The organism is Hymenobacter profundi, assembly GCF_019334315.1.
GTDB lineage: Bacteria > Bacteroidota > Bacteroidia > Cytophagales > Hymenobacteraceae > Hymenobacter > Hymenobacter profundi.
The window spans coordinates 44,465-65,511 of record NZ_JAHWGL010000013.1 but is presented as its reverse complement, the minus strand read 5'-3'; the positions used below and the strand labels follow the sequence as shown (position 1 = coordinate 65,511).

The following is a 21,047-nucleotide window of genomic DNA, read 5'->3' as shown; positions in this document are numbered from 1 at the left end:
GAGTTGTTACTTGCGAGCGAAAAGGCGTCTGTCATCCTGAGCTTGCGAAGGATCTTATCCCAGTTGAACGAGTCGTTGTTACACTTGTCGTTCTACCAGTGATAAGATCCTTCGCAAGGACCTTATGCCAGCCGTATTTTTTACTTACCACTCAAATTTCACAACCTCACCACTTCACCACACCGCATGAAATTACGACTGGGCATGATTGGCGGCGGGCAAGGCTCCTTTATTGGGGGCGTGCACCGCATGGCCGCTTCCCTCGATGGACTATATGAGCTGGTGGCCGGCGCCTTCAGCAGCAACCCCGATACCTCCCGCGCCACTGGCCAGGAGTTGGGCCTCGCCCCTGACCGCGTGTATGGCTCCTACCAGGAGCTATTGGAGCAGGAAGCCCAACGGCCCGAAGCCGAGCGGGTACAAGTTATCAGCATCGTGACGCCCAACCACTTGCACTTTGCGCCCGCTAAAATGGCCCTGGAACACGGCTTCGACGTGGTGCTGGACAAGCCCATGACGTTTTCCCTGGCCGAAGCCAAGGAGTTGCGCACAGTGGTAGAAACCACGGGTCGGCGCCTGTGCCTTACGCACACCTACACCGGCTACCCTATGCTAAAGGAAGCCAAGCAATTGGTTGCCGACGGCGTGCTGGGCACTATTCGCAAAGTATACATAGAATATCCGCAGGGCTGGCTGAGCACCTACGAAGAAGGCGGCGCCAACAAGCAAGCCGCCTGGCGCACCGACCCCGCCCGCAGCGGCGCAGCCGGCGCCATGGGCGACATTGGCACCCACGCTTTCAACCTGCTAGAGTATGTGAGCGGCTTGGAAGTCACGCAATTGTGCGCCGACATCAACGTGGTAGTACCCGGCCGGCAGCTCGACGATGATGGAGCCGTGCTGCTGAAACTGGCCAACGGTGCTAGCGGCGTGCTAGTGGCTACCCAGGTAGCAGCCGGCGAAGAAAACAACCTGCGTGTGCGCCTCTACGGCGAAAAAGGCGGCCTCGATTGGCAGCAAGCTGACAACAACACGCTGCTGGTGAAGTGGCTGGACAAGCCCACCGAAATTCGCCAGACGGGTGCTTCCTACCTCAGCCCCTTGGCCTTGCACAACAGCCGCATTCCGGCGGGCCACCCCGAAGGCTACCTCGAAGCCTTTGCCAACCTCTACCGCAACTTCGCCCTTACCCTCATAGCCGACCTGGGTGGCCCCGCTGCCCCAGCCGAAGCCGCCGACTATCCCGGCGTGGAAGACGGCGTGCGGGGCATGGGCTTCATCGAATCGGTTATTGCCTCCGGTAAGTCGGAACAAAAATGGACGCCTCTCAGCTGTTAGCCGATAGCTTTTCGCTAGTAACTTTCGCGTTGAAGAACGCAGCTTGTTCCATCCATAAAAGCCAATAGCTAACAGCTAAAACCTATTAGCAATCAGCTAAGCATTATGAAAACTATCAAAGGACCCGCCATCTTCCTGGCCCAATTCATCAGCGACCAGGCGCCGTTCAATAGCTTGGAAAGCATCTGCAAATGGGCCAGCGAGTTAGGCTATAAAGGCATTCAAGTTCCTACCCTCGATCCGCGCTTCATCGACCTGAAGCTGGCGGCCGAAAGTCAGACCTACGCCGATGAGCTGAAGGGCAAGGTAGCCGATGCCGGCCTAGAAATCACGGAGCTATCCACGCACTTGCAGGGCCAGCTGGTAGCAGTACATCCGGCATACGACCAGCTATTCGACGGCTTTGCGCCGGCCGAAGTGCGTGGCAACCCCGCTGCCCGTCAGCAATGGGCCGTGCAGCAGCTGAAATATGCTGCGCAGGCTTCACGCAACTTAGGCCTCACGGCTCATGCTACTTTTAGCGGGGCCTTGCTGTGGCCCTACGTGTACCCGTGGCCCCAGCGGCCGGCCGGGCTGGTAGAGACGGGGTTTGAGGAGTTGGGCCGTCGTTGGCGTCCTATTCTGGATGTATTCGATGAGCAGGGGGTAGACTTGTGCTACGAAACCCACGCGGGCGAAGACATCCACGATGGCATCAGCTTCGAGCGGTTCCTGGAACAGGTAGACAACCACCCGCGCGCCTGCCTGCTCTACGACCCCTCGCACTTTATTCTGCAATGCTTGGACTACCTGGAGTTCATCGACATCTACCACGAGCGCATCAAGATGTTCCACGTGAAGGATGCCGAATTTAACCCTACCGGCCGCCAGGGCGTGTATGGGGGCTACCAGGGCTGGGTAGACCGGGCCGGACGTTTCCGTTCACTAGGCGACGGCCAGGTGGATTTCACATCAATTTTCAGCAAATTGGCGCAGTATAACTTCCCCGGCTGGGCCGTGCTGGAGTGGGAATGCGCCCTGAAACACCCCGAAGACGGTGCCCGCGAAGGGGCCCCGTTCATCCAAGACCACATCATCCGGGTGACGGACAAGGCCTTCGATGATTTTGCAGCTTCTGGCATCGACCAGAGTCTTAACAAAGAAATACTAGGATTATAAAACCACACAACTTCCTACTTCCTCTACCTCCTCACCTGATGAAAAACGTTTTTTTGCTGCTGCTCTGCGGCTCGACGCTGCTGGCCTGCAACTCCGGCTCCGATACCGCGAAAGACAAACCCGAGTACACACTGGCCGACGACACGCCTGCTCTTGATACTGATAGCACAGAAGGTGCCGACGTAAGTGCCCAGGCCCGTCAGCCCCAGGTGGATACCGATGTCAACAAGATTGGCACCACGCCTACAGGTGGCGCCGTAGCGGCCGGTGCCAAGCTCATTGAGGGTTCTGACTGCACCAGCTGCCATCGCCAGGACGTGAAGCTCGTAGGCCCGGCCTATGCAGCCGTAGCCCAGAAATACGAGGCCACCGACGCCAATGTGAGCATGCTGGCCAAGAAGGTTATCAGCGGTGGCAAAGGCAACTGGGGCGATATCCCGATGACGCCTCACCCCAACCTGTCGGAGAAAGACTCCGAAGCTATGGTGCGCTACATCCTGACCCTGAAATAAGACGAAAGTCCTAAACGTCATTTCGACCATTCTGCGCATCAAGCAGAGAGGTCGAAATGACGTTTTAGCATCCTGTTCTATCTCACCACTTCCCTACCTAAACCGCCTACCCCTTATGACTGCTACCATCCGAGTGAAGCTGTCCATCATGATGTTCCTGGAGTTTTTCATCTGGGGCGCGTGGTTTGTGACGCTGGGCACCTACCTACTTAAAAACCTAAACGCCACGGGTTTGCAGGTGGGTACAGCTTTTCTGACGCAGTCCGTAGGGGCTATTGTAGCGCCGTTTATTATTGGGTTGATTGCCGACCGGTTTTTCTCGGCGCAGAAAATTCTGGGCGTGCTGCACCTAGCGGGTGCGGTGCTGCTATGGCGGGCGTCGCTGGCGCCCGATTTTGGTAGCTTCTACCCCAGCATCCTCACCTACATGATTCTGTACATGCCTACCCTGGCGTTGGTAAACTCCATCAGCTTCCGGCAGATGCAGGACCCGCAGAAGGAGTTTGCGCCTATCCGGGTACTGGGTACGCTGGGTTGGATTGTGGCGGGCCTTACCATTGGCTGGCTAAACTGGGAGCAGAACGGCAGCCTGCAAGCCACCTTCACGATGGCCGCTGTGGCTTCGGCCATCCTGGGCGTGTTCAGCTTTACGCTGCCCGCTACCCCGCCCGTGAAAAAAGGCCAGAGTAGCTCTCTGGGCGACCTGCTGGGCCTGGATGCCATTGGCATGCTGAAAAATCGTTCTTACCTGATTTTCTTTCTGGCTTCCATTGCCATCTGCATTCCGCTGTCCTTCTATTATGGCTTCACCAATCCGTTTTTGAACGAGGTAGGGATGAAATCGGCGGCCGGTGTGCAGAGCCTGGGGCAAGTGTCAGAGCTACTGTTTATGCTGGCTATTCCGCTGTTTTTCAGCAAGCTGGGCGTGAAGAAAATGCTGGCCATTGGCATGGGTGCGTGGGTGTTACGCTACGTATTTTTCGCCTACGGCAATGCCGACGCTAATTACTGGATGCTGATTGCCGGCATTGTGCTGCACGGCGTGTGCTACGACTTCTTCTTCGTAACGGGTCAAATCTATACCGACAACCTGGCGGGCGAGCAGTTCAAAAGCTCGGCCCAGGGCTTTATTACCCTGGCTACCTACGGGGTAGGGATGCTGATTGGCACCCTGCTTTCGGGCCGCATTTTCGACGCCTACCAACTCTCCCCCGAGGCGCACAACTGGCGCATGATCTGGCTGATTCCAGCCGGTATTGCGGGTGTAGTGCTGCTGCTGTTCCTGCTTATGTTCCGTGAGCGGCGCCAGGCCGCTACTTCCGAGCCTGATGTGGCGTTGGGTTCCGCACCGTCGATGGCGCAGGCGAAGTAATCTGCTTCATCCGTCATCTTTTGCTCCTGTCATCTCTAACGCTCCGCTCAGGATGACAGGAGCGAAGGGCACCAACTGATTTTACCAACTTCTAGCAAATTATTCTACGTCTCCCATGCCTACCCTCTGGAATCGTCGCGCTGCGTTGAAGGGCCTGTTAGCCAGTACTGCCGCCATGAGTACCGCCGGAGTAGCCAGCGCGTGTGCTTCGGACGAAAAAAACACTTCTGCTACCATGCCGCTCAAAAACAACATTCGCCAATCGGTGTGCCGCTGGTGCTTCAACGACTTATCGGTGGAGCAGCTTTGCAAAGAGGCCAAGGCGATGGGTATCCAGGGCATTGACCTGGTAGGGCCTGCCGACTGGCCTACCCTGAAAAAGTACGGCCTAGACTCGCCCATGTGCAACGGCGCCGAAATTAGCTTGACAGAAGGATTCAACGACCCACAATACCATGCGCGCCTGCAAAAACAGTATGGCGAGATGATACCTAAAGTAGCCGCCGCTGGCTACACCAACCTCATCTGCTTTAGCGGGAGCCGTCGGGGGCAGTCAGACGAGGCGGGGCTGGCCAACTGCGTGAAGGGCTTGCAGCCGCTGGTGGCCCTGGCCGAGAAGCACAAAGTGGTACTGGTGATGGAGTTGCTCAACAGCAAAATTGACCACAAAGACTACCAGTGCGACCACACCGCCTGGGGCGCGGCCCTTGCCAAACGACTGGGCTCTGAGCACTTCAAGCTACTCTATGATATCTATCATATGCAAATCAATGAGGGCGACGTGATTCGGACCATCAACGAGTTCCACCCCTATATTGCTCACTACCACACGGCCGGCGTGCCCGGCCGCCACGAACTGGACGAGCAGCAAGAGCTGTACTACCCGGCCATCATGCGCGCCATCCTCAAGACTGGTTTCAAGGGGTACGTGGCGCAAGAGTTTATGCCGCAAAAGGCGGATAAGTTGGCCTCGTTGCGCCAAGCGGTGCAGCTTTGCGACGTGTAATTTGTAAAGCGCCTTCTGGGTAGTTAAACAATTCGTGCGTGCGCATTAAACGTTTTGCGGCTGCTCTTGTCAAAGCATCTTCACGGTACATTCTGTACTTGCACTACCTGGCAACAGAGCGTCAGCAATAGTTCGGTTGCGCTCAACAGAACAGCCTGTACTGCACCTTTTCACTCTTACTTTCTATTCCTCTTCCCATGAAATTTCCTTTGCTTGCCACGGCCCTTCTTGGTCTTTCTATGTCAGCGTATGCCCAGCAAAACGCCAAGCCCGAAGACACGGAAGTGTATGAGCCGGTGCCTAAAAAGGTAACGCCCGGCGCCGCTACTACCATGGTAGCGCCCCCTTCGGACGCCATTGTGCTGTTTGATGGTAAGAACCTGCAAGAGTGGGTGAAGGTAGACGACCGCTCCAAACCAGCCGACTGGAAGGTAGCCAATGGTATCATGACCGTTGATAAGACCAAAGGTAACATCGAAACCAAGCGCACCTTCACCAACTACCAGCTGCACCTGGAGTGGCGTGTGCCGGCCAACATCAGCGGCACCGGGCAGGCGCGCGGCAACAGCGGTTTATTTCTGGCCTCTATCGGCAAGGGTGATGCGGGCTACGAGCTGCAAATCCTGGACTCGTACGACAACAAAACCTACGTGAACGGTATGGCGGGCAGCATTTATAAGCAAAAGATTCCGCTGGCTAACCCCGCCCGCAAGGCCGGCGAGTGGCAAACCTATGACGTAGCCTGGACTGCCCCTACCTTCAAATCGGACGGCACACTGCAAACACCTGCCCGCGTAACGGTGCTGTTCAACGGTGTGGTGGTGCAGGACAATGTGGAGTTGGATGGCCCTACCCAGTATATTGGCAAGGCCAGCTACGAGGGCAAGGCGCACGGCGCATCGCCCATCAAGCTCCAATCGCACGGCGACAAGAGCGAGCCGCTGAGCTTCCGCAACATCTGGATACGTGAGCTAGGCAAGTAAGCCGCTACAGCGGCTCGTAGCAGGGGTAGCGCCGCTGCCGGTATATCTTGCCGTCTTTAAATTCAAACACCAAGCACAACTCCGACGCGACGCGTTGCCCGCGCACTGCGGGCCCCGCGTCGTGGAGGACAGTGGCCTCCCATCGGCCTTCAACCACTATTGTGCCCGTAGAGCCCACGTGGGTGTGATGTACAATAAAGCTGGGGTCGAGGAGCAGTTCCCGTCCCGCCCGCAGGTTGGTCAGAATCTCGTCGAACGAGCGGCTCACGGGCTGCTTGTTGAGGTCATTGGCGTATTCCAGCTGTTCTACTTCGGGGTGCAGTACCGCCGCGTAGGCAGCAGTATCCACACTGAATGCCTGTACTAAATCGAAGTATTCTTGGAGAACGGCAAGTGGCTCGGTGGGCATAGCGCTAGTGAGGAGGTGATGAAACAGTGCGCAAGATAGCCGAAGCCGCCCAACGATACCACATGCGCGACTGCACCGACCTTGCCACACTACTAACCGGCGACGCGCGCCAGCAACAAGCCTATCATACGCTGCAAGCACTGGGCATTATGGCCACGTTGCAGGCTTTCGACCCGGTGCTGGCCGGCACCATTCCGCTGAGCATTGCCACGCCAGCCAGCGACCTGGATGTAATTTGCGCAGTATTCCCGAAGCAAGAGCAAGCATTTCGGGCGCTGCTGCACACGCACTACGCAGATTTACCCGGCTTTGTCCTACGCGAAACCGTGGGCCAGGGCCAGCCGGCCATCGTCTGTAACTTTCAGTATCAGGCGTTTGCCGTGGAAGTGTTTGGGCAAGCATGCCCCTCCCGGCAACAGTACGCCGTGCGGCACATGCTGGTAGAACAACGGGTATTAGAAGTCGGGGGCGAACCGTGGCGGGCTGCCGTGCAACAACTCAAGCAACAAGGCATCAAAACTGAGCCGGCCTTTGCTACGCTACTCCAACTGCCAGGCAACCCCTACGACGCCCTCCTAGCGCTGGAGCACTACACCGTAGCGGAGTTGCAAGCCCGGCTGCCGCCCCTACCCTAGCACTACCACCCTACCTGCCGCAGCAGCCAGCTCACGGCTGTGGCCTCCTCATCAAAGGAGTGATATACCAAGGGTAGGCCCTGTATTTTGGTGGTAATGTAGGCCGTGGCGAGGCGCGTCATCACATCCGGCGACACCAGTACAGCCCCAAAGCGGTAGCCTCCTTCCCGCACAGCGTGCGGCAGCCATTCGTTGGCTACCCACTCTTGCTCCTGAGGCGTGAAACGGCGCATGTTTACTTGGTTAATCAGAATCCGACCCCAACCGTACTGCTGCAAGGCACGCGTCATGTGCGTAAAAAGTGCTTCCACATCCTTGGGGCCACGCGGCTGATTGCTCCATACCACCCGCAGAAAACCTGCCGAATCGGTCAGTAAACGACCAGCAGCATTCTCGAAGTACACAGTAGAAGAGGCAGCCATACGCATCAACGGCGAAGGTCTGACACCGACGCGGAATTACCAAATAGGCAGTAGTTGCCGCTGGCTCCTGCCGAGCCTATAACCCTCCGCACGCAGCAGCGTACAGCCAGGGAAGGCCGTTAGCCTAGCATACCTACCTTATACCCACCCTTTTCTCTCTTCTGTATGAAAATGCTTTTCCTACTCCTGGCTGGCGCTACCCTCTCGCTGGCTTCCTGCTCACAGGACCAAACAGCCATGGAGCGCGCCGAGGACATGCCCGCCGGCACGACTATCAAGGGTGCAGACGGCAGCAAAATCAAGAAGCAGGACGACGGCGACATCAAGATCAAAGACGCTGAAGGCAATAAAGTAAAGAAAGACGCCGACGACGGCGAAGTGAAAGTGAAGTAGCGCGTACTATTTCGCCTACCAACAAAAAAGCGCGGGGCAATTACCCTGCGCTTTTTTGCTTTCTACTGGTATAAGATATCTACTTCGTGGTGATAACCACCGCGCCGTTTTTGCCTTTTTCACCATAGCGCTTGGTGGCTTTTGCCGCGTCTAGCACGTAGATCGACGATAGTTGGCCGTGCGCTATTTTCGATTGCTCCAACGTGGCTTCTTTGTCGTTCACCAGTAGCAGCCGGCCGCCCAGTTCGCCGGCCGACAGGCCGGTGCCGCTCATTACAGCATCGTTTATTTTTTTCACCTCTGGGCTAGGAGGCGTGTAGGTGATATTGTGCTTTTTGTTGAACGCCTTCACCGCCTCCGAGTCTTTATTCTTCTTGGTGGTGACGATAATAGCACCATTGGCTGCTGCGGGATCGAGCGTAGCCAACACGGCTTTGTCTTTCACGACGTTCATGACCTCAATTTCCTCTGGCTTAGTATCGTTCAGTGCTTCGTTCGAAGTCAGCACGCCATCTACATAGTAGGCGAGCGGACCTTGTTTCGCCGCGCTTAGTTTAGGAGCCTGCGCTTGCGCCGATTGGCTGCCTAGGCCGCCAGCGACTAACAACAGCGTTACAATTCCTGCGGTAATGGTTTTGGTAGTTTTCATGATAATGGACTGCCTGTGCAGCTAGTTAGTTGATTGTGAATGTTTTTTGGTAATGACTATGACTACGTCGTTACGCCCTTTTTCGCCATACTGTTCAATTGCTTGCTTGCCTTTTAGCACGTTTACGCTTTCAATGGCTTCAGCATTTATCTCGCTGATTTCTTCTTTATCTACCGGTTCGCCGTTCAGGATATACAGCGCGTCGGGCAATTGCTTAAATCTTTCATCCCGCTGACGTATTTCTTCTCTTTCGCGGGCCTCTTTGGCAGGTCTCTCTGCTTCTTCTTTTTCAAACTCAGCACGCGTTTGAAAACCATATTTCTGCCGAAATGCTTTCGTTGCCGGCGAGTTTTCACCTGTTTTTGTAATCACTAAAAAAATGCGCTTAACACCTGGTCCAAATTCTCCTCTAAAGCGCCCCCCTGCTCCATGTATTTGCACTATGCCTATTTCAGGAATAGCTTCAACAGCAGCTTTACTACTCGGTTTACCATCTAAAAAGAACAGCGTACTGTCGCTCATGGCGTCAAACCTTGCTGATGAAGTTTTTCGTACTTCCATCTCATCACCCGCAGGCTCACCTTGCGGGGCACAGGCGAATGCCAGCAATGCTAATCCTGGTATCAGCAGCGCATACAACCCCAGATAGGCAGTAGCGGAACGCTTCTTGTTCATCATGGCAATGCGGTTTTTAAGAGTGAGAAAGGTGAAATGATTCGCTAGGGCCGCACTGGGCGCCAGCGTACTGAGCTTTAGCAGGCTATACTGGTAGGCTTTGGCATCGAGCAGGCCGGCGCGTAGCACGGCGCGGTCGGTAATGAACTCTAGGTTTTCCTGCACCGCCTGGCGCAGTAGCCACACCCCCGGATTGAACCAGCAAAAGACCTGCGCGAGTTGAGCCACCAATACATCTAGGGTGTGCCACTGTTGCACGTGCACCTGCTCATGGCGCAGAATGGCCGGCAGCTCGGAGGGGGCATGCTGATCGGGGTTGAGATAGACGGTACGCCCAAACGAAAACGGATTCATGGCGGCCCCTACCCTCCGGTACTGCTGCCCGTGCCACTGCGCCGGCCGTGAGGCTCGCCGGATGCGGTACAAGCCCGTTAGTTGCGCAAGCAAGCGCAGCAACAACACGCCTACCCCTACCCAATACGCCCATTCGAGGCTGGTCCAATAGGTGAAAGCAGGCGCGGCGGCAGTGGGCAGGTAGGTCCAGGTTTCGCCTAGCACCTGCGTAGTGGCAGCCACCGGCCGGGCCAGCCACGCGCTGACATCTACTACCGGGTAAGCAGCCGAAAAGCCTACCGAGAACAGTAGATACCAGCGGTTGAGCGTGTAGAACGTGAGGCGGCGCAGCACCAGCCAATAACCGGCGTAGAACAGCAGCAATGCCCCATTCACTTGCAGCAGATAGAGGAGTAGCGCAGGCATAGCTAATCGCGTTTACCGTCCTCAATCATGCGGATAATCTCCTGCAACTCGTCGGCGCTGATTTTCTGCTCTTTCGCAAAAAACGATACTACCTCTTTATAAGAGTTGCGGAAATAGTCGCTCACAAAATTGCTCATGAAGCGGCGTCGGTACTCCTCGTTGCGCACCAGCGGGGCGTAGCGGTAAGAGTTGCCCAGCTTTTCGGCGCGCACGTAGCCCTTGCGCTCCAGGTTGCGGATGGTAGAGGCCAGGGTGGTGTAAGGCGGCTGGGGCTCGGGCAGGCGCTCTAGCACCTCTTTCACAAAGCCACCATCCAGCTGCCACAGCACCTGCATGGCTTCTTCTTCGGGTTGGGTAAGTCGTTCCATATCAATTAATACGATTATTTCGTAATACTACGATTATTTCGTAATAAAGGATATGATGAGCCTCAAAAAAAGTAATGTCGCTACCTAATAAGGTAGCGACATCATATAAGACAAATACTAATAATTTTTTTGTAAGTATATATACATCAAGTATATACCTATCTAAATTTATTGGTTTTCATCTGTTTTTTCAGAATATAACTTACAGAAATACCTGTTGTGATGTACCAATCCTTTTGTGCACTGCTGCCACGCAAGGCCCCCGGCACATCCATTTGCGCAGGCGTATCTTGGTCAGTCCGTGTAATGCTATGCCCAAAATAGCGAGCCGCAGGCGTCGATAGCTTAGCCATGCTCACGTAGGTGGTGCTCACGTCATCCAGGTAGTCGGTGAAAGTTTTGCGCCAACCCAGTTCCACGCCTACATCCATGTTCTTGGCCACTTTCATACGCACGCCAGCGCCGAAAGGAATAGCTATCTGCGCGCGGTGGTAGTAGCGACCCTCTGTGCGCAACGGCTGCAACTCCACTTGGGCGTCCGGTTTGAGGCCAGCCGGTACGGTACCACCATCCACGGTACCTTTCGGATTGAAATGAAAGCCGGCTATACCCCCAAACACGTAGGGCACGATGGGCATACGGTTCACCGCCTGGCTGTGATTAGGCACCAGATCGAAGATACCTACTACCGATAGCTCCTGTATATTACTTGTGAAGTTTAGGTTGCGGTAGTAGCGGTACGCAGCTTCCTTGCCAGCAGCCTGTTGATCGGAGCCGGTGATGCGCCCAAACGACAAAGCGCCACGCACCGATACGTAAGGCGTTAGGCGTTGCGTAACGTGGAAGCCAAACCCTGGTCTCACGGCTGCCATACGTACGCTGGCAAAGCTAACGCGGGGCGTCAGGTCGCCAAAGTAGTTGAAGGCGCTCAGGCTAGCTCCAACCGAAAGGTACTGATTGGCTTTAATGAAGGACTGTGCCTGTGCAGCGGGTGCTGCACCCAGACCAGCTGCCGCCAGCAAAAAAAATAGGTAGTCTTTTTTCATAGCAGGAAAGAATGTTGGAAGGCGAAAAAGCAGAATGGAAGTATTCTATGACCAACTCGTTACGCCGCGAGTCATCGTCGTATCGATTCTTGGTTAGCTTCTATCCTACCCTTCAAAGAGTAGGCTGAACTCATCGTGGGTTGGGGTATCACAAATGAGGCCGCAATTACCTAGCCCGTTGATTCAGTTGCTTGTTAAGAAACCATTAGCTTCTCCATTGTCGACTGTCTCTTATTAAATCCTTTCTACCTAAAAGTAAAATAGTACCATTTCGGTCTTTACACTTTATACAAAAGCCCCTTGCGGAGGCAGTAGGTACACAGGGTACTTTCTGCCTCCACAAGGGGCTTGCACACAGCACTGGCTTTTGCCGCCGTTCTTACCAAATCTTCGCCCGGTCCTCCGTATTACGCACCATCTTCTGGCCGGGCTGGCAGCCGAAGGCTTCGTAGAACTGTGGCATGTTCATGAGGGGCCCAATGGTGCGGTACTGACCGGGGGAGTGGGGGTCAGTGAGGATTTGCTGGCGCAGGGCTTCGGGCCGGATGTTGGTGCGCCGCAGCTGCGCCCAGCTCAGGAAAAAGCGCTGCTCGGGCGTGAAGCCATCGTAGCGCGGGCGGGGCTTGCTGCCGTACTTCTGCTGAAGTTGCTTTTGCAAAGCATCGTAGACAATAGTAAGGCCCGAGAAATCGGCTAGGTTCTCGCCCATAGTCAGCTTGCCGTTCACGTACACCGAATCGAGGGGCGAGAAGGCCGAGTACTGCGTGCCCACCACGGCGGCGCGCTTGGTAAACTCCTCTCCATCGGCTTTGGTCCACCAGTCGCGCAGGTTGCCCTCCGAGTCGTACTGCCGGCCCTGGTCGTCGAAGGCGTGGGTCATTTCGTGGCCCATTACGCCGCCAATGGCACCGTAGTTCACCGCGTCGTCGGCCTTTGGGTCGAAGAACGGCGGTTGGAGGTAGCCCGCCGGAAACACGATTTCGTTCATGGCCGGGCTGTAGTACGCATTGATGGTAGGCGGCGTCATGCCCCACTCGGTGCGGTCGATGGGCTGGCCGTACTTTTCCACGTTGCGGGCGTAGTTCCACTGCCGGGCAGCCAGCACGTTTTGCAAGTAGGATTCGCGCGAGATATTCAGCGTAGAATAATCCTTCCACTTATCGGGGTAGCCGATTTTCACACGCAGGGCGTTCAGCTTTTTCAGGGCTTCGGTTTTGGTGGCGCTGCTCATCCAGGTGTTGGAGCGGATGTGCTCGGCCATCGATTCCTTGATGTTGGCAAGCATATCCAAGGCCTTCTGCTTGGCCTCCGGCGAAAAGGCTTTATCTACATACAGCTGCCCAAAGGCTTCGCCTAAGGTACCATCGGTAGCGGCCAGCATGCGTTTCCAGCGGGTAGGCTGCTGCTTGGTGCCGCTCTGTACCTGCTGAAACCGGAACGCGGCATCGGAGTAGGCCTGGGGTAGTGCCGACGTAATGGACGATACCAACTGCCATGTGAGGTAGGTTTTCTGCTCTAGCAGCGGCGTGCTTTGCAGCACCGTGTTCAGCTCCTGAAAGAAGGCCGGCTGCCCCACAATCACCTCTTGCACGGCGCCCAGGCCGTTTTGTTTCAGCATGTCGCCGAGGCCCACGGCGGGGTAAGCGCGGTCGAACTCCGCCAGCGGCATCTTATTGTAGTTGGCGTAGGGGTCGCGCAGCTCCACGCGGCTTTTGCTGGCGCGGGCCAGGCGCGTTTCCAGGGCCAGCACGTTGGCCGCTCTCTGCTGGGCCGTAGCGGGTGCATTGCCCAGCAGTTCAAACACCGTCGTCATATACTCTACGTAGGCGTTGCGCACGGTGGTAGAGCGGACGTCGTCTTTGAGGTAGTAGTCGCGGTCGGGCATGCTCAAGCCGCCCTGGTTCAGGTTCACGGCATAGACCGAGCTGTTTTTGCGGTCGGGGCTGACACCGGCGCGGAAGTAGGCGCCCGTGCCCAGTGTTTGCTGGTGGGCCAGCTCCCGGCGCAATGCGTCGCGGCTGATGATGGCGTCGATGCGGCGCAGCTCGGGCTGCAAGTACTTTAACCCGGCGCGGTCCAGCCCCACCGAATCCATACCAGAGGCGTAGTAGTCGCCTACCTTTTGCAGGTTGGAGCCCTTAGAAGCGCGGGTGTTGGCGGCATCTTCCAGAATCTGCTTCAGCAGCGCCTGCGTCCGGTCGCCGAGCAGGTTGCGCGGCCCCCAGCTAGAGGCATAGGCCGGAATGGGGTTGTTGCGTAACCAGTTGCCACCGGAGTAGTGAAAGAAATCGTCGCAGGGCGATACGGTGGTGTCCAGATCGGCCACATCGAGGCCCACGCCAGGAAGTATGGGGCCTGCGGCTTTGGACGCGGCGGTGGTAGCGGTAGCGTTGGTTGCCGTGCGGTAGCTACCAGCGCAGCCTGCCAGCACGGCCGCCGCTGTCAGGTAAGACAGTAAAGGTTTATTCATCATCAGAACAAGATACGAAACTGTTCCAATGACTCTTTTGAGCGGCGCAGGCTGCGCTACGTCTCGAGAATCGGCAATCAGCCCACGCTTGCCCTACCTGACTGCAATGGTGACGAAGTAAAAGTTTGACGAAGTAAAAGTTTAGAACATCTCGTAGCAATAGTAGTCGCGGAGACGGAAGATCAAGCCGTCTTTCAATTCAAACACCCGGCAAAAGTGACCGGTCAGGATTTGCCCAGGCACCACACGCTGGTTGCGGATGCTCATCTCACCGCGCCAGCGAATCTCCGCTACCACCGTGTTGTCGTTGCTAGTCACGAAGTTCCAACCGGCCAGCTCCTGCCGGGATAGTAGCTCCCGACCGTGGCGGATACCGTCTATAATGCCTTCAAAGTCGCGGCGCAGGCCCTGCTTGTTATGCAGATTCGGAAACTCAATCTCTTCTACTTCTGGATGCAATACCGGCGTGTAGGCAGCATGGTCGATTACGCAGGACTCCGCTAGCTGTAAGAATTGTTTGACTGTGTCGAGGGAAGCAGGCATGGATGGGATGTTATAAACAAAACGGGTACAATATAAGCAAGGAAAAAAGGAAGTCCTTACTCTTTCCAGACAAGATTTGCCCTTGAAATTGAGGCTGATGCGCTATGCACGACCGAGGCCCCTTCACAAACATATTGCCACGGCTATGGGTAGTACAGCAAATACTTCCGTATGCGCACGATTAAAGCCCAGCACCGCGCCATTAGCGCCCCCATTGCCGATCTTACTACCTACAGAGCGCTGCCCACGCCGGCCGTGGAGCACATCGACCCTTTTTTGTTTCTGAATCACCACGGTCCGCAGGTGTACCGACCCGGCAACCGGGGCCTGCCTTTCGGGCCGCACCCGCACCGGGGCTTCGAAACGGTAACCTTTATCTTGGCCGGCGACATTATGCACCAAGACAGCAGCGGCCACCAAAGCGTGATTGAGGCCGGGGGCGTGCAGTGGATGACGGCCGGCAGCGGTTTGATTCATAGTGAAATATCTTCGGACCACTTCAAACAAACGGGTGGCGACCTGGAAATATTACAGCTCTGGGTGAACTTGCCGGCCTGGCACAAAATGGTGCCGCCACACTACCAGGGCTTGCAGAAAGCCGATATTCCGGAAGTGACGCTGGCCGACGGCCGAGCCCGCCTGCATGCCGTATCGGGCACTTGGGCCGGGCAGGCCGGGGCGGTACAGCCGCTGGCCGATATTCAACTGGCTACTATCAACTTAGAAGCCGGTGCCATGCTGGACTTCACCATTCCGGCTGCCCGCAGCATCTTTTTCTACACCATTCGCGGCAAGCTGCGCGTGAACGGGCAGGAAACAGAGGCCCGCACCCTCACCGAGTTCCACCACGATGGAGACGACCTGCACATCGAGGCGCTGACCGATGCCGTGCTGCTGCTGGGCCACGCCCTACCCTTCGAGGAGCCCATTGTGGCCTATGGGCCGTTTGTGATGAACACGGAGCAGGAAATTCAGCAGGCCTACCAGGATTACCGCGCCGGGCGCTTTGGTACTTGGCAGCACTAGCATGCAGAACATTACTGATAGCCACCCTACCCCGGCAGGGCTGTAAACCCTGTCGGAGCTGATCCTGATGAGTCGTTTGGTTGATTTCCTTTTTTCGTTTTTTCGCTTTTTCCTCTGTGCGCCCTCCTTCCTGTCTGCTCCTGCTTCTGCTGTGTTTTATCGCTACTCACAGCCGGGCTCAAACCCAGCGAAACCGTATTGCAGACCATAACACCCTTGGCTGGCTGGTGTATAACGGCGACAACCAGATCAGCAAGAAATGGCAGCTGCACAGCGAGTTGCAGCTACGGCGCGTGCACCTCGGTGCGGATCCACAGCAACTGCTGGCCCGTTTGGGTGGCATCTACCAGCTTTCCGATCGGGTGAAGGTGTCGGGTGGCTACACGCTGCTCATCACCTACCCCTACGGCGACTACCCTACCGCCGCCAGCGGCCGGAGCGAGCCGGAGCACCGGCTATATGAAGACGTGTCGCTGAAGGATGCGTTAGGGCGGTTAGAGCTCACGCACCGCCTGCGGCTGGAGCAGCGCTGGCAGGCTCAATTTGTGGAGAAATCGATAGAAAGCTGGTGGTTTCAAAACCGAATTCGCTACCAACTCAGCTTGCAGCTTCCCCTCATCGGCCCTACCCTCGACAACCACGAGCCCTACCTCACGGCCTTCGACGAAATCTTTATCAGCTTCGGGCGCAACGTGCAGAACAACGTGTTCAACCAAAACCGCCTAGCGGGCGGGGTAGGCTACCGTTTCAGCGACCATTTCCGGCTGGATGTGCAGTACCTTTATCAAATTACGCAGCACGAGGAAGACGCCCCCGGCACCAACACGCCCGTGTTTGAGTACAACCACGGCATCCGCACGGTGCTGGCCTACGATCTAGATTTCACCAAGTAAGCCCCTGCCCTACCCCCACACCTTGGTGCCCTCGGTGCAGTTGCGGCACATCTCAATCTGGTCGCGGCCTTTGAGTAGGGCCGCACGGAACCGGCGGTACTTCTCGCCCTGCCAGAGCTGGCGAAAGGTCTGCGTTTTTAGGTCGCCGAGGCGGTATTCGGCATCCTTGTCGAAGCAGCAAGGTACTACCAGGCCGTCCCAGGTAATCACACAGGAGTGCCACATTTTCCAGCAGTGATTCAGCAGGCGGTTTTTCAGGCTGAAAGTGCCGTTGCCGTTGTTCTGGTAGCGCGAGTAATAATCGATGGTAGGGATAAGGGGCGAGCCGTTGTGGTAGTCGTAGATCTGGGCAGTTTTAAACCACACGTCGTCTACGCCCAGTTCGCGGGCCATGTGCCGGGCATCTTCGATCTGGTGCTCGTTGGGGCGCACCACCAAAAACTGAAACACGATGCGCGGCGTGCTCGATCTCAGCTCCTTGCGCCACCGCACCACGTTGCGAGTGCCTTCCAATACCTTGTCGAGCTTGCCACCTACCCGGTACTGCTGATACACCTCCTGGGTGGTGCCGTCGAGGGAGATGATAAGGCGGTCGAGGCCCGACTCTACGGTGCGGCGGGCGTTTTTGTCGTTGAGGTAGTGGGCGTTGGTGCTGGTAGCCGTGTAAATACCTTTGGCCGCGGCGTACTGCACTAAGTCCAGAAACTCGGGGTGCAGGTAGGGCTCACCCTGAAAGTAGAAGATCAGGTACCACAGCCGCGAGGCCACCTCATCAATGGTGCGTCGGAACAGCTCGGCTGGCAACATGCCGGTAGGCCGCGTGAAGGAGCGCAGGCCGCTGGGGCACTCGGGGCAGCGCAGGTTGCAGCTGGTGGTCGGCTCGAATGATAGGGCCATGGGTAGGCCCCAGTGCCGGGCTTTGCCGGTGAGCTTGCTGAGCACATAGCCCCCTACCACTTGCCCGGTGTTTAGCACACGGCGGGGCGTGGTTTTGGAAAGCAGCGTAAGCGCGTCGCGCACCAGTGAAGTCATACAGGAAAGCAAAAGTCGGGAAAGCAACTGAAAGCAGCCTGCCCCGCCCTATCACCAGTGGGTAGGGGCAGAAATGAACAGTGCCTTCTCAACCCGAGAAGGCACTGTTAGTTTTAATAACGCTGTGCGAACTGCGTAAGGCAGCTCGGTTTCAAAGGGCTACTTACCTGCCGAACTTGCCGGCATAATGCCGGAATACGTACCAGCCTTCCCGAACGACTCCTTAATCTCGTCGACGGCGGCGCGGCTGCTCAGGCGCTTCGGCTTGGTATTAAGGAAGGTCCCATCCTCAGCCAGCAGAATATACGTGGGCACGTCCTGCACGCCGTAGGCGCGGGCTATAGCCGCCTTCATGCCGCCATTGGCGCGCACGTGCACACCCGGCAGCTTGCGGCTGATAACCAGCTGCTTCCAAGCACCTTCGTTTTCATCCAGCGCCACATTCAGGAACACAATATCCTTGCCCTCAAACTTTTTGGCTAGCTCCACGGCGTAGGGTAGGTCGCGCAGGCTGAGGCCGCTGGTGGTGCGCCAGAAGTTGACGTATACCAACTTGCCCGCAAAATCCCGCAGCGAAACGGAGTCGCCTTGGGCAGTGCGCAGGTGAAACTCGGGGGCCGGCGAGCCGATAGCGAAGGTTTTGTGCAGGTTGAAATCCTGTACCAGAATGGGGTAATACTGATTATCCTTGTCGATTTTCCGGAAGTCTTCCAGCATGGCCGCCGACTGCTTCACATGCCCAAACCGGAATGACTCCTGCAATACCCGCCCTAGGATAATGGGCTTTACGGGGCCGCTCAGCTTCTGCTTGGCCAAGTCATAGCATACCAGGTAGAAATCGGGGTCGGTGCGCTGGTGCTTGTCGGCGGTAGCCAGGTAGTGCACGTAGTTGAGCAGGAATTCCTGGTATAGCTCGTTTTGCGTGGCCGAGGGGTTTTCGATCAACGCTTTATCATTCAGGAAATCATAGTACGTGGGCGACATTTTCAGGCGGCCCTCTGTATTTACTACCTGCTCGCGCAAATCCGGGAACGTGAGCCGGTCGTTGGCGTAGCTATAGGTGATGGTGGCCTTGGCATAGTCGCGAAAAGCTTTCGACATATCTACCCCCTCGGTGCCCCGCTCCATAAACTTCTCTTCCTGCTTGCGGCGATAGTCCAGAAATGACAGGAAAGGCGCTTCGTAAAGCATAATATTATCGGGCAGCACCTGGAAACCGTCGTTTTCCACAAACGACGCATCCACTTCCGATAAGTAGCTGTTCGCCTCGGCGCCCTTGCCTTTGTACTTAACGGAAGAGGCCAGATCGTTGCCTTTAAAACGCACATCGAGCGCGTAGCCAGGCTCCAAGAAGAGGTCGGTCACGTCATCGTTATATACCAGGTCGGCGCGGGTAGGGCCGTTCACTTTCAGCGCAAGTCGGAACTCCCCTTTGTCGCTAACGGGCGCGTAGGTGATCTGCTCTTTAGGGTCGAGCGGGTTTTCGCGTAGCGATACGGCCACCGAGTCGGCCGTGCGCCCACTGATTTTACCTGTGATAACTACGGTACCCTGTCCCTGACTGGAGAAGGAGGCCAAGCACCCTACAAGTAGGGCTAGAAAGGAAGAAACGCGGAAGGAGAGCATCGGGCGGAGAAGTCTGGCGGAAGACTAAAAAACCAACATCATGATTTTGTCCTACCGTATCATGAAATAGACCATATAGGCAATGGCATTCGCGGTAAAAGACAATTATTTAATCGAAGATACTAGACTTCCATATAGGATATTCAATCCGAACGAAGTCTTTTTTCGTAACCCCGGCACCATCGATACGTTTCGCTAGCGCCGCAGTTGTTGCTTGTCAACAATAGTAATGCCACGGCTGCTACACCGTGGCATTACTTTATAGCTAGCACGCAATTTTATTTACCCAAACAGACCACTCAGCACCTCATCGAGGCGGCCAGCAGGCTGCACCCGAATGCCGTAACGGGCCAGATCCAGGCCGCGAGCGTTGAACTGGGAAATGTACATTTCAGCAAAGCCCAGCTTTTCGGCTTCACCCAAGCGCTGATCGAGCCGGCTCACGGCCCGGATTTCACCGCTTAGTCCTACCTCGGCGGCCAAGCATACCTCCCCTCGAATCGGAATGTCGTTGAGGGAACTGACCACGGCGGCGCACACGGCCAGGTCTAGGGCGGGGTCGTCGAGGCGCAGACCGCCGGCAATGTTTAGAAACACATCGTGCTGACCCAGGCGCAGGCCCGAGCGCTTTTCCAGCACGGCCAGCAGCATTTGCAGGCGCTTGCTGTCGAAGCCCGTGGCCGAGCGCTGGGGCGTGCCGTAGGTGGCGGGCGTCACGAGGGCTTGCACCTCTACCAGCAGCGGGCGGTTGCCTTCCAGGGTAGCCCCAATGGCCATGCCGCTCAACTCCTCGCCGTGGCGCTGGGAAAGCAGAATTTCCGAGGGGTTGCTCACCTGCCGCAGCCCGGCGCCCTGCATCTCGTAAATACCTAACTCAGAGGTAGAGCCAAAGCGGTTTTTGGTGGTGCGTAGGATGCGGTAACTCAGGTGCCGGTCGCCCTCAAACTGCAACACAGTATCCACCATGTGCTCTAGGATTTTGGGGCCGGCAATACTGCCGTCTTTAGTGATATGGCCGATGAGCATCACCGGCACGCCGGTTTCCTTGGCGTACTTCAGCAACTCGGCGGTACACTCGCGCACCTGGCTCACCGAGCCCGCCCCCGACTCCACTAGCCCCGAGTGCAGCGTCTGGATGGAGTCGATGATGAGGATGTTGGGCTGAAGCTGGTCAATCTGCTTGAAGATGTTCTGGGTGTTGGTTTCGGTGAGGATGTAGCAGCCGGGGTGCTGGTCGCCCAGGCGTTCGGCGCGCATCTTGATCTGCTGCTCGCTTTCCTCGCCCGACACGTAGAGCACCTTCAGCCGCCTGAGCGACATGGCAATCTGCAACATCAGCGTGCTTTTGCCGATGCCCGGCTCCCCACCGATGAGCACCAGCGAGCCGGGCACAATGCCGCCGCCCAGCACCCGGTTCAGCTCGCCGTCCTGAGTGGCAATGCGGGCTTCCTCCTCGTAGTGAATCTCGCTTACGGGCCGGGGCTTGGCCACTTTGCTGAGGGTAGGCGCCGCGGTAGGCGGCTTCCAGGAGCCCGCCACTTTGGTGTCTTCTTTCTGCACCACTTCCTCCACGTAGGTATTCCACTCGCCGCAGCTGGGGCAGCGGCCAATCCACTTCACGGATTGCGCCCCGCAATTCTGGCAGAAATAAAGGGTTTTGATCTTGGCCATTGACTACTGAATGTGAACTACTATAACTGGTAGGAGCCGCTAAAAAGTTTGGCAAGAAACG

The 21,047-nt window shown here is 56.5% G+C and carries 21 protein-coding genes; 10 read left to right on the top strand and 11 right to left on the bottom strand.

Translation table 11 applies throughout. From position 1 onward, the window contains the following. Nucleotides 1-186 precede the first annotated feature (186 nt). The 6 genes from KYK14_RS05635 (at nt 187) to KYK14_RS05610 (ending at nt 6,369) form a co-directional block, all read left to right on the top strand. A complete protein-coding gene (locus KYK14_RS05635) occupies nt 187-1,338 on the top strand; it encodes a Gfo/Idh/MocA family protein (protein WP_208306705.1) in 1,152 nt (383 codons plus the stop codon). 105 nt (nt 1,339-1,443) lie between these two features. Continuing rightward, nucleotides 1,444-2,496, top strand: coding sequence for a sugar phosphate isomerase/epimerase family protein (locus tag KYK14_RS05630; protein WP_219157695.1), 1,053 nt, complete (start codon nt 1,444-1,446; stop codon nt 2,494-2,496). 38 nt (nt 2,497-2,534) lie between these two features. Then, nucleotides 2,535-3,008, top strand: coding sequence for a c-type cytochrome (locus KYK14_RS05625; protein WP_185281639.1), 474 nt, complete (start codon nt 2,535-2,537; stop codon nt 3,006-3,008). A gap of 115 nt (nt 3,009-3,123) precedes the next feature. Next, nucleotides 3,124-4,380 (top strand): nucleoside permease, encoded by a 1,257-nt coding sequence (locus KYK14_RS05620; RefSeq protein ID WP_185281640.1) that lies wholly within the window; start codon nt 3,124-3,126, stop codon nt 4,378-4,380. 115 nt (nt 4,381-4,495) lie between these two features. Continuing rightward, a complete protein-coding gene (locus KYK14_RS05615) occupies nt 4,496-5,386 on the top strand; it encodes a hydroxypyruvate isomerase family protein (RefSeq protein WP_185281641.1) in 891 nt (296 codons plus the stop codon). Between the two features lie 197 nt (nt 5,387-5,583). Continuing rightward, complete coding sequence (locus KYK14_RS05610) at nt 5,584-6,369, top strand: 3-keto-disaccharide hydrolase (RefSeq protein WP_185281642.1); 786 nt, start codon at nt 5,584-5,586, stop codon at nt 6,367-6,369. A gap of 4 nt (nt 6,370-6,373) precedes the next feature. Here the strand turns inward: KYK14_RS05610 and KYK14_RS05605 are convergent, their stop codons facing one another. Beyond that, nucleotides 6,374-6,778: a nuclear transport factor 2 family protein gene (locus KYK14_RS05605; protein ID WP_219157694.1), complete on the bottom strand. Its 405-nt coding sequence runs from the start codon at nt 6,776-6,778 to the stop codon at nt 6,374-6,376. 62 nt (nt 6,779-6,840) lie between these two features. On the opposite strand from KYK14_RS05605, the gene KYK14_RS05600 reads away from it, so the two are divergent. Further along, entirely contained in the window at nt 6,841-7,413 is a 573-nt protein-coding gene (locus KYK14_RS05600; protein WP_219157693.1) for a DUF4269 domain-containing protein, read from the top strand. A gap of 2 nt (nt 7,414-7,415) precedes the next feature. Here KYK14_RS05600 and KYK14_RS05595 read toward each other — a convergent pair whose 3' ends face one another. Next, on the bottom strand, nt 7,416-7,835 hold the full coding sequence (locus tag KYK14_RS05595) for a hypothetical protein (RefSeq protein WP_185281645.1): 420 nt from the start codon (nt 7,833-7,835) through the stop codon (nt 7,416-7,418). 165 nt (nt 7,836-8,000) lie between these two features. Here KYK14_RS05595 and KYK14_RS05590 point away from each other — a divergent pair, with 165 nt between their 5' ends. Next, nucleotides 8,001-8,228, top strand: coding sequence for a hypothetical protein (locus tag KYK14_RS05590; protein ID WP_185281646.1), 228 nt, complete (start codon nt 8,001-8,003; stop codon nt 8,226-8,228). A 79-nt stretch (nt 8,229-8,307) separates the two neighbouring features. On the opposite strand, the gene KYK14_RS05585 is transcribed toward KYK14_RS05590, so the two are convergent. The 6 genes from KYK14_RS05585 to KYK14_RS05560 form a co-directional block, all read right to left on the bottom strand. Continuing rightward, complete coding sequence (locus KYK14_RS05585) at nt 8,308-8,877, bottom strand: hypothetical protein (RefSeq protein WP_185281647.1); 570 nt, start codon at nt 8,875-8,877, stop codon at nt 8,308-8,310. Between the two features lie 21 nt (nt 8,878-8,898). After that, the gene (locus tag KYK14_RS05580; RefSeq protein ID WP_219157691.1) at nt 8,899-10,311 is read right to left on the bottom strand and encodes a M56 family metallopeptidase; all 1,413 of its coding nucleotides are present in this window, start codon (nt 10,309-10,311) and stop codon (nt 8,899-8,901) included. A 2-nt stretch (nt 10,312-10,313) separates the two neighbouring features. Further along, nucleotides 10,314-10,679: a BlaI/MecI/CopY family transcriptional regulator gene (locus KYK14_RS05575; protein ID WP_219157689.1), complete on the bottom strand. Its 366-nt coding sequence runs from the start codon at nt 10,677-10,679 to the stop codon at nt 10,314-10,316. Nucleotides 10,680-10,837: 158 nt separating this feature from the next. After that, complete coding sequence (locus KYK14_RS05570; RefSeq protein WP_219157687.1) at nt 10,838-11,725, bottom strand: DUF6089 family protein; 888 nt, start codon at nt 11,723-11,725, stop codon at nt 10,838-10,840. A 379-nt stretch (nt 11,726-12,104) separates the two neighbouring features. Then, nucleotides 12,105-14,198 carry a M13 family metallopeptidase gene (locus tag KYK14_RS05565; RefSeq protein ID WP_219157685.1) on the bottom strand — a complete coding sequence of 698 codons (2,094 nt, stop codon included), beginning with the start codon at nt 14,196-14,198 and terminating at the stop codon, nt 12,105-12,107. 138 nt (nt 14,199-14,336) lie between these two features. Continuing rightward, nucleotides 14,337-14,738 carry a nuclear transport factor 2 family protein gene (locus KYK14_RS05560; protein WP_219157683.1) on the bottom strand — a complete coding sequence of 134 codons (402 nt, stop codon included), beginning with the start codon at nt 14,736-14,738 and terminating at the stop codon, nt 14,337-14,339. Nucleotides 14,739-14,909: 171 nt separating this feature from the next. On the opposite strand from KYK14_RS05560, the gene KYK14_RS05555 reads away from it, so the two are divergent. Together KYK14_RS05555 and KYK14_RS05550 are read left to right on the top strand one after the other, a co-directional pair. Then, a complete protein-coding gene (locus tag KYK14_RS05555) occupies nt 14,910-15,764 on the top strand; it encodes a pirin family protein (protein WP_219157681.1) in 855 nt (284 codons plus the stop codon). A 116-nt stretch (nt 15,765-15,880) separates the two neighbouring features. Then, the gene (locus KYK14_RS05550; protein ID WP_343217059.1) at nt 15,881-16,657 is read left to right on the top strand and encodes a DUF2490 domain-containing protein; all 777 of its coding nucleotides are present in this window, start codon (nt 15,881-15,883) and stop codon (nt 16,655-16,657) included. 9 nt (nt 16,658-16,666) lie between these two features. Here KYK14_RS05550 and KYK14_RS05545 read toward each other — a convergent pair whose 3' ends face one another. From KYK14_RS05545 to radA, 3 genes are all read right to left on the bottom strand, one after another. Beyond that, nucleotides 16,667-17,689, bottom strand: coding sequence for an SPASM domain-containing protein (locus KYK14_RS05545; RefSeq protein ID WP_219157679.1), 1,023 nt, complete (start codon nt 17,687-17,689; stop codon nt 16,667-16,669). Nucleotides 17,690-17,848: 159 nt separating this feature from the next. Next, nucleotides 17,849-19,267, bottom strand: coding sequence for a TlpA family protein disulfide reductase (locus KYK14_RS05540; protein ID WP_185281654.1), 1,419 nt, complete (start codon nt 19,265-19,267; stop codon nt 17,849-17,851). 330 nt (nt 19,268-19,597) lie between these two features. Then, nucleotides 19,598-20,986, bottom strand: coding sequence for a DNA repair protein RadA (gene radA, locus KYK14_RS05535; protein ID WP_185281655.1), 1,389 nt, complete (start codon nt 20,984-20,986; stop codon nt 19,598-19,600). Between the last annotated feature and the right edge of the window lie 61 nt (nt 20,987-21,047).

What these genes read in the sequence shown, in the direction of transcription:
- KYK14_RS05600 (WP_219157693.1), top strand. Translation starts at nt 6,841, where the DNA reads ATGCGCGACTGCACCGACCTTGCCACACTACTAACCGGCGACGCGCGC.
- KYK14_RS05570 (WP_219157687.1), bottom strand. Translation starts at nt 11,725, where the DNA reads ATGAAAAAAGACTACCTATTTTTTTTGCTGGCGGCAGCTGGTCTGGGT.
- KYK14_RS05575 (WP_219157689.1), bottom strand. Translation starts at nt 10,679, where the DNA reads ATGGAACGACTTACCCAACCCGAAGAAGAAGCCATGCAGGTGCTGTGG.
- KYK14_RS05620 (WP_185281640.1), top strand. Translation starts at nt 3,124, where the DNA reads ATGACTGCTACCATCCGAGTGAAGCTGTCCATCATGATGTTCCTGGAG.
- KYK14_RS05545 (WP_219157679.1), bottom strand. Translation starts at nt 17,689, where the DNA reads ATGACTTCACTGGTGCGCGACGCGCTTACGCTGCTTTCCAAAACCACG.
- KYK14_RS05580 (WP_219157691.1), bottom strand. Translation starts at nt 10,311, where the DNA reads ATGCCTGCGCTACTCCTCTATCTGCTGCAAGTGAATGGGGCATTGCTG.
- KYK14_RS05615 (WP_185281641.1), top strand. Translation starts at nt 4,496, where the DNA reads ATGCCTACCCTCTGGAATCGTCGCGCTGCGTTGAAGGGCCTGTTAGCC.
- KYK14_RS05610 (WP_185281642.1), top strand. Translation starts at nt 5,584, where the DNA reads ATGAAATTTCCTTTGCTTGCCACGGCCCTTCTTGGTCTTTCTATGTCA.
- KYK14_RS05625 (WP_185281639.1), top strand. Translation starts at nt 2,535, where the DNA reads ATGAAAAACGTTTTTTTGCTGCTGCTCTGCGGCTCGACGCTGCTGGCC.
- KYK14_RS05590 (WP_185281646.1), top strand. Translation starts at nt 8,001, where the DNA reads ATGAAAATGCTTTTCCTACTCCTGGCTGGCGCTACCCTCTCGCTGGCT.
- KYK14_RS05605 (WP_219157694.1), bottom strand. Translation starts at nt 6,778, where the DNA reads ATGCCCACCGAGCCACTTGCCGTTCTCCAAGAATACTTCGATTTAGTA.
- KYK14_RS05555 (WP_219157681.1), top strand. Translation starts at nt 14,910, where the DNA reads ATGCGCACGATTAAAGCCCAGCACCGCGCCATTAGCGCCCCCATTGCC.
- KYK14_RS05635 (WP_208306705.1), top strand. Translation starts at nt 187, where the DNA reads ATGAAATTACGACTGGGCATGATTGGCGGCGGGCAAGGCTCCTTTATT.
- radA (WP_185281655.1), bottom strand. Translation starts at nt 20,986, where the DNA reads ATGGCCAAGATCAAAACCCTTTATTTCTGCCAGAATTGCGGGGCGCAA.
- KYK14_RS05560 (WP_219157683.1), bottom strand. Translation starts at nt 14,738, where the DNA reads ATGCCTGCTTCCCTCGACACAGTCAAACAATTCTTACAGCTAGCGGAG.
- KYK14_RS05630 (WP_219157695.1), top strand. Translation starts at nt 1,444, where the DNA reads ATGAAAACTATCAAAGGACCCGCCATCTTCCTGGCCCAATTCATCAGC.
- KYK14_RS05585 (WP_185281647.1), bottom strand. Translation starts at nt 8,877, where the DNA reads ATGAAAACTACCAAAACCATTACCGCAGGAATTGTAACGCTGTTGTTA.
- KYK14_RS05565 (WP_219157685.1), bottom strand. Translation starts at nt 14,198, where the DNA reads ATGATGAATAAACCTTTACTGTCTTACCTGACAGCGGCGGCCGTGCTG.
- KYK14_RS05595 (WP_185281645.1), bottom strand. Translation starts at nt 7,835, where the DNA reads ATGGCTGCCTCTTCTACTGTGTACTTCGAGAATGCTGCTGGTCGTTTA.